The organism is Neisseria sp. SLRRB23, from assembly GCF_050896295.1.
Lineage (GTDB): Bacteria > Pseudomonadota > Gammaproteobacteria > Burkholderiales > Neisseriaceae > Neisseria.
The window spans coordinates 1-5538 of the sequence record NZ_JBPBFH010000055.1 but is presented as its reverse complement, the minus strand read 5'-3'; the positions used below and the strand labels follow the sequence as shown (position 1 = coordinate 5538).

Genomic DNA, 5538 nt, shown 5'->3' with positions numbered 1-5538 from the left:
TGGCAGCACCTTCGGCAGCGTTGACCAGATCGATCAGCGGTGAGGAAATTTTGGCGAAGGTGCCGATTTTAAGGTCGCGCTCGCTCTGGTGGTTGCGGCCGTGGTTATCGGCAGTACGGATATCGACGCTTTGGGCGGCAATGTCGATGTCACGGGCGGCGGCAACATCACTGCCGGTTTGGCGGTAGGCGCCGCCGGTATCTATCCGTACGCTGCCTTTCAGGCTGCCGACGGCTTCGGCACTGCCTGCGTGCTGCTACCTACCGCAGAAATGGTATCCGCTTCGCTTTCTTAGCCATAGGTTTAATCAGATATTTTGCTGCTTACCAATTTCTTTTGCCAATCTAAAAAAATTTTTACCAGCTTCATTAGTTAATGAATCTATGTATTTATCAATATCAATTGTGTTGCAAACAAATATTTCATTTGTGTGTTTATTAAATTCTAAATTTAACAAAATATTTCCGTTTACCAATACTTCATATATATCTTCCTCTTCAGGAAGCATAGATAAACAGTATGCACTTGAAGCTGCAAATTCTTTTTTTAGATATTCAACAATAAATGTATTATTAAGTAGAATCCAATTAAATTCATCAAGTGATTGCTTAACTTCTTCTAATGTCCATTTTTTAATACTATTTTTCTTCATTTTATTCTTCCTGGTGTTGTTGTTACTAAATTGCCATATTTGTCTGTTTGAATGGTCATGATATTGGTCGGTTTATTTCCATTAAATTTGTCATATCCAATATTTTTATTTAATTTAACAACTCTTTCATAAATTGTATGAGAAATGCTGTGTCCATCACCAAGTTTCTCAATAGATATGCGTTTTCGTGTGACTGGTACCGACACAACATCTTTATGCTGCAATAATGCTCTTAATTCATTTTTTGAGATAGAAAATTGACTACCGGTTCCTCCTCCTTCTGGTAAATGTCTATCAACAACATGTATCCAACCAGAATTATTAAAATTACGATTTTTTAAATTAATTCTTGATTGAACGACAGAACCCGTTGAAAAAATAGGTGGCGAATTACTGGCATTCATTGCTGTTGGAGCAGGCAATGCCTTCTGTTCCCAATCCCGGCTGCTAAACACCCGTTTGCTTCCGTCGGGCCGTACCACTTTCACCGCATTGTCCGAGTTGATATAATTAATATCTCTTACTGAATTTTCAAGTTTTTCTAATACTTTAGGTGAGCTTTTCGCCTCTTTGGCTAATTCAAACAATTTCTTGGCTGTGCGCAAATCCCCCGCTTCTTTGGCAGCTTCGTAGGCCTTTCTGAAATCGCGAACGGTTTCTAGTTTTTTAGCTACTTTCACTCCCGGAATGGCAAAAATAGTTGCAACAGCATAATCTCTAAACGTGTCGGCCTGTTTGAAATCTTTAATCGTTCCGACAACCGTCATATCGGTAAGCAGTTCGCTGCCAATCCGCATCATTTTTGCATTGGCGGCAATTTCTTCCGGTGATTTGCCGTAAGACATTAACACAACAGTATCGGTTTTGCCGAACTCTTCGCTATGAGCCTGCCTTCTTTCGGGATTAAATGCCATTTTAAAATCAAACAATCTGCTTAATGGAGTGGCACTTAACCCACTCATAGCAACTTCCGCTTCTTTTCTCAACCGAGTACATAAAGGAGAACGGATATTGGCATTACATTCAGCTAGCAGTCGCAAATCTCGCTCTTTATTTAGCCTTTCCAACCTTTTTTGTTCCGCGCAGGCTGCCTTATCTCCTTTTCGGCAAGCTACAGCAGCATCTACTTGAGCATTGAGTTCCTCTCTAGTTAAGTAATTATTCTCCACCGCATTCTGCCCCAACACGCCCCCTACTTGCGCATTGAACAGGGCATTGGTGTTGGTGCTGCCGCCGGCTTTCAGGCTGCTTTGCCGGCTTTGGCGGTAGTTTTGGTTTTGCTCTTTGCCGGCGGATTTAAAGCCGAAACCGGCTTCGACGGGCAGCAGGGTGGCGCCAAAAATTATCTGCGTTAAAGTTCATTTTCATAGTAAGGTGTTAAAAAAATATTCTCCTCTTCCCAAGGAGAAGATACGCCATTTTGATTCATAAATATTTCATAATTATAAAAATCTTTATCATAATCCCCATATGTAATTTTCATTCCTTTTAACCACATGGCATCACATTCGTCACATAGAATAATTTCTTTCAAAATGTATTTTGATTTAAAAATATACAATATTCCTTGGTTGCAGCGCGGACATATTTTTGGATTCATAATGTATCTCTAATCTATTTTATTGCAGGGTAAGCAGAAATAATTTTCCCAGTATTAGGAACTACAATAATTCGTATAAAAGTCTCCCCTTTTGTACCTACCTGTCTTCCCATATTAACTACATAAGCACCAGGATCACCAAAAACCGGAAGTCCTCTTTTTTTCCAAGCTTCATCAATCAATGGCAATATTTGATTTCTGGGAACATTAAAAACTGTATGCGTGCGTTTTTTCGGATCTGGAATCGCATGAGCAAGTACATGTTTAATGCGATTTCCATGGATACTACCTAAGCTATAGTCTAATCCAGCAGGAGTCTTCCAAATTTGTTGTGTTTTATCAAAAACTAATTTAATACCAGTTTGTTGTTGAACCTGATTAATAGTTTGAGCATTAATATTCCCTACAATTCCTAACTGTGTTGTAGACCGAGGCATACCTGTTTTACTCGGTGTAGCAAATACGGAATTCATCAATTTTGAATATGCAGAATTGGGATTAACCATAGCACGCATACCCAAAATCGTACTAACGTCTCCTAATGTATCTAAACCTGCACGAACCCAGTTCCCATTAGCAATATTTACAGCTCTTCTATCTACTTCTATCGAATCACGTAATCCTGCTGCATCGCCTGCATTGAGGACAACATGAAGCTGCATACTCATAACAACATGCGCTTCGCAGGATTTGTTGCCTTTAGATATATTGAAGAAATGGCAGGTAACAGGCCAATTAATACACTAAGTGATGAGGAAGTGGTTGCATACCATGCGGATTTCATGAATGGTCTTGCAATGTCTGCTGCTGCTACCGGAGGAGGAGCGAAAGGATTGGGAGGAGGTGCAAGACAGGTTTATCGCGCAATTAAGGGGAGTGGTGGAAGACAAAATTTAACGACCGCCTCAGGAAGAAATCATAATGATAACATCAACATAGGTGGAAATAATCCTAGATTTAATCAGCAACGGCATGAAAAAATCGAATCCCACAACCCAAACAGAATAGAGGAGATACGCCAACGTAATGCCGTTTCTTCTGCAGAAAGGCAGGCTGATGCATTAAAAAGGATGCAAACGTCTGGCCACACCCGCCTGCCTGGGCGCCACAAAAAGGAAAACCCGGCGCTGCTAGAGAAATGTCCTCTTCAGACAATCCGAATCAAACAGCCGAGGCTTTTGCACGTCGATATTTAGGCAGGAAACCTACACTAATGGAACGAGTCGAAGGTGAAAAATTATACGGAGGTAAATGTGTGGGCTGTTGGAAAGCGCAAATGCCGGACGGAACCTTTGTGGTGTATAGGCCAGCAGGTAATGCTTCTATGACCAAGGGAACTACTGCGTCTGTTGATATTAATAACCCAACATCAAATAACTTAAATATTAATTTAAAAGGCAAGCCAACAGAGTTAAAATTTAAATTCCCTGCTAGATAAGGATGTTTTAATGAATTTAGAGACAGCAGAAAATATTCAATGCGAATTTGAGTATTTAGCATTAGATGGTTATTTTCCAATGCATTTTGCATCGCATGGTCAAGGAAACAAAGATTGGCAATTTGCAGTTGAATTCATATATAGATTATTAATATGTCAATTAGCAACTCTTGAACCTATCAACTTTGAAACGAAAAATGATATTTTAGACTTTTGCCATAATTTAGCAAAACAAAGTCCTTTTAATAATGATAATGAGGTGTGGTATCAGGGGGAAATTGTATTAACAAAAAAAGGGATAGATTTAATAAAGGAATATATTCCAGAGGCGTTTGAAGAGTGGAATGGAAAGAAATTTGAATTAAACATTCCTTTCATTAAAACATTAAAAAATATATTTGTTAATTATGAGGTAGCATGGGATGAGAATAATCCACTATTCCCCATTATATCTTTTAAATATTGAATAAGCGGCATATAGGACAAAAAAGGGGCTAGAAGTCCCTGCAAGCCTTATCCTGCAAGACTTTAAGCGGAGTCGAAGGTTTTGAACACAAAAAATTCCCTTTTTGCTGCCCAAAACAAGTCAAAAAGAACGGCAGGCAAACCGGCAGGCAATGTTAAAATTAATTAATTTTTTCAGAAGGGTAAACTTATGAGAATAAATGAACGACAAGCATCTGCTATTCAGGATGTATTTCGAAAATTAGCTTTTGTTGATACAGAACCTGTAGACCTTCCCAATTCAGGGATTGATTGGCAGGAAACAGTAGAGATTATTTACCGGCTGTTTACCTTGAGATGGATGGAATTTTGGCCGCAGAAAGAGATTACGGATGAAGACATCTGGGAGTATTGCCGGAATCTTGCCCGTTATGATCCCGATGCAGATCTTTATTTGAAAAGTCAAGAATTTGATCGTTGGTGGGGATATTATTGGCTTACACATATTAACCTTACCTCTAAGGGAGAATTATTTTATTTTAAATATTTTGATCCCGAAGTAGTGAACAGTGCAGAAGACGACAATGCCGTGAATCCCACCTTTATCGATCATCTTGAAAGCATCTTTGAAGAAAACGATATGCCGTGGGGTAAGATATTTTTTCCCGTACAGAGTATCGAGTAAGCGTAGGCGGCTTGCTGCCTTGTATCTTTTTTCTATGCAAACCCTGGCTGCCGGTGCCCAAGCCTACCAACTGGCCGATGGCGTCGGCAAAGTGGCCGACGCCCTTAAAAGCAACAACGGACAGCAAGGCGCCGTCCTCTTGTCCGTTGAAGCCGGTTTCGGCTTTAAAACCGCCGGCAAGGAACAAAACCAAAACTACCGCCAAAGCCGCGAAAGCAGCCTGAAAGCCGGCGGCGACATCAATATCCGCAGCCGCGAGAGCGACATTACCGTCCAAGGCAGCAACATTACTGCGGGCGACACCATCCGCCTCGATTCCGCGCGCGACATCCGGCTGCTCTCCGCCCAAGACAGCCAACATCAGGACGGCAAAAACCGCAATGCCGGCGTACAAGTCGGCGTCGGCGTTTCCGTCGGTGCGCAAACCGGCGTCTATATCTATGCCGAAGCCGCCTACGGCAAAGGCAAAAACCGTTCGGACAGCCAAACCCATCAAAACACCCTGCTGCAATCGGACAAACTGCAGCTCAGCAGCAAGGGCAATACCGTGTTGAACGGTGCCCAAGCCCATGCCCGACGCATCGACGCCGATGTCGGCGGCACCCTTTATATCGAAAGCCCGCAGGACACTGTCGAACAGGAGAGCAAACAAAGCGGCGGCGGCATCCGCGCCCAAGTCGCGCTCGGTACCGCATGGAACGTATCCGGCAACTGCAACG

The 5538-nt window shown here is 41.9% G+C and carries 8 protein-coding genes and 3 pseudogenes; 6 read left to right on the top strand and 5 right to left on the bottom strand.

All coding sequences use genetic code 11. The features are described 5' to 3' along the window. The first annotated feature begins 88 nt into the window (after positions 1-88). Positions 89-295: a hypothetical protein gene (locus tag ACRPFF_RS10740; protein ID WP_118787713.1), complete on the top strand. Its 207-nt coding sequence runs from the start codon at positions 89-91 to the stop codon at positions 293-295. A gap of 12 nt (positions 296-307) precedes the next feature. On the opposite strand, the gene ACRPFF_RS10735 is transcribed toward ACRPFF_RS10740, so the two are convergent. From ACRPFF_RS10735 to ACRPFF_RS10725, 3 genes and pseudogenes are all read right to left on the bottom strand, one after another. After that, positions 308-652, bottom strand: coding sequence for a hypothetical protein (locus ACRPFF_RS10735; RefSeq protein ID WP_070713902.1), 345 nt, complete (start codon positions 650-652; stop codon positions 308-310). 410 nt (positions 653-1062) lie between these two features. Further along, positions 1063-1152: pseudogene (locus tag ACRPFF_RS10730) on the bottom strand (adhesin); the annotation flags it as partial. Between the two features lie 468 nt (positions 1153-1620). Next, a pseudogene (locus ACRPFF_RS10725) lies at positions 1621-1821 on the bottom strand (DUF6862 domain-containing protein); the annotation flags it as partial. A gap of 27 nt (positions 1822-1848) precedes the next feature. Here ACRPFF_RS10725 and ACRPFF_RS10720 point away from each other — a divergent pair. Then, entirely contained in the window at positions 1849-2007 is a 159-nt protein-coding gene (locus ACRPFF_RS10720) for a hypothetical protein (RefSeq protein ID WP_155765808.1), read from the top strand. Here ACRPFF_RS10720 and ACRPFF_RS10715 read toward each other — a convergent pair. Together ACRPFF_RS10715 and ACRPFF_RS10710 are read right to left on the bottom strand one after the other, a co-directional pair. Continuing rightward, positions 2004-2252, bottom strand: a complete 249-nt coding sequence (locus tag ACRPFF_RS10715) for a hypothetical protein (RefSeq protein ID WP_003680115.1) — start codon at positions 2250-2252, stop codon at positions 2004-2006. The genes ACRPFF_RS10720 and ACRPFF_RS10715 overlap by 4 nt on opposite strands. A gap of 14 nt (positions 2253-2266) precedes the next feature. Further along, entirely contained in the window at positions 2267-2920 is a 654-nt protein-coding gene (locus ACRPFF_RS10710) for a hypothetical protein (protein ID WP_411713200.1), read from the bottom strand. 255 nt (positions 2921-3175) lie between these two features. Here ACRPFF_RS10710 and ACRPFF_RS10705 point away from each other — a divergent pair. From ACRPFF_RS10705 to ACRPFF_RS10690, 4 genes and pseudogenes are all read left to right on the top strand, one after another. Next, positions 3176-3690 (top strand): annotated as a pseudogene (locus ACRPFF_RS10705) (hypothetical protein); the annotation flags it as partial. 10 nt (positions 3691-3700) lie between these two features. Next, positions 3701-4156, top strand: a complete 456-nt coding sequence (locus ACRPFF_RS10700; protein WP_070843107.1) for a hypothetical protein — start codon at positions 3701-3703, stop codon at positions 4154-4156. A gap of 189 nt (positions 4157-4345) precedes the next feature. Then, positions 4346-4819, top strand: coding sequence for a hypothetical protein (locus tag ACRPFF_RS10695; RefSeq protein ID WP_411713201.1), 474 nt, complete (start codon positions 4346-4348; stop codon positions 4817-4819). A gap of 34 nt (positions 4820-4853) precedes the next feature. Beyond that, positions 4854-5538: hemagglutinin repeat-containing protein (locus ACRPFF_RS10690; protein ID WP_432674643.1), on the top strand; the 685-nt coding region annotated here is incomplete at its 3' end.